1 protein-coding gene is annotated in these 990 nt (G+C 71.8%); it reads left to right on the top strand.

Annotated features, from left to right (window positions below):
• The coding region (locus FVW27_RS17020; RefSeq protein ID WP_481850174.1) for an AsmA family protein at nt 1-990 on the top strand (990 nt) is incomplete at both ends.

Below are 990 nucleotides of genomic sequence, written 5' to 3'. Positions count from 1 at the left end.
CCTGCGGGGGCTGGGCACCAGCGACGCGGTCGTGCACGGCACGGCCGAGGTGCGGCGGCTCAGCCTGCCGCGCTGGTTCGGCTTTGCGCGCAACCTGCCCGTGGGCTTGCAGCACGCGCTGGACACCCTTTCCGGGCACCTGGAATTTTCGCTGGACCGGCACGGGCTGCGCGTGCCCGTTTTGCGCGCCGATGTGCTGGGCATGCCCGTGCACGGCTCGGGCGGGGTGGCAGATTTCGCCGCGCCGGTCGTCGCCATTGACGTGGCCGGGGCGGATATCGACGTGAACAAGGTGATGCCCGAACTGGCCGGAGCCTCCCCGCACCCGCTGGCCCATGCCGGGCCGCCCGCCGTGGAAGCTGCCAACACGCCCACCAGCCCCGCCAAGGCCAACGGGCCCAAGAAGGACGGAACGCAATCCACGGCAGCGGCGGACGAGATTCCGGACGTGGGCTACGACATCCGGGTGCGCGCGGAAAAGGCGCGCGGCTGGAAGTTCGACGTGGGCGGGCTGGCCTTCCGCTGCTCTCCCTCGCGCGAGGGCACGCTGCTGGAATTCACCGCAGCCTCGTTCTACGGCGGCACGGCAAAGGCCCTGCTGGACATCGTGGACGACTACCGCCTGCAATTCACGGCCGCCGACGTGGCCTTGGCGCGCCCGGCGGTTATCGTCAGCGGGCGCGAATCCGCCGCCGGAAAGCTGGCGGTCAAGGCCACACTGCGCGGGCAGGGGCACAGTCTGGGGGCCGTGGCCGCTTCGATGCGGGGCACGCTGGACGCGCGCATCGACGACGGTTTTCTGCTGGTATGGCGCAACGGCGTACTGGAACGGCAGCCGTTCATCCGGTTCGACCTGCGGGCAGAGGCCGTGGGGCAGGGCCTGCCGGGCGGCAAGGTGCCCCCCAATCCCCCGGCGCGCCTGCCATGGACCGGGGCCTGGCGGGCGGCCATGCGCACCCCCACCGGCACGGAATGGGAGGCCACGGCCAA

This window comes from Nitratidesulfovibrio liaohensis, assembly GCF_011682075.1.
GTDB classification, from domain to species: Bacteria; Desulfobacterota; Desulfovibrionia; order Desulfovibrionales; family Desulfovibrionaceae; genus Cupidesulfovibrio; species Cupidesulfovibrio liaohensis.
Note: the sequence above shows the minus strand (reverse complement) of the source record. Positions and strands in the feature narration are given on the sequence as shown.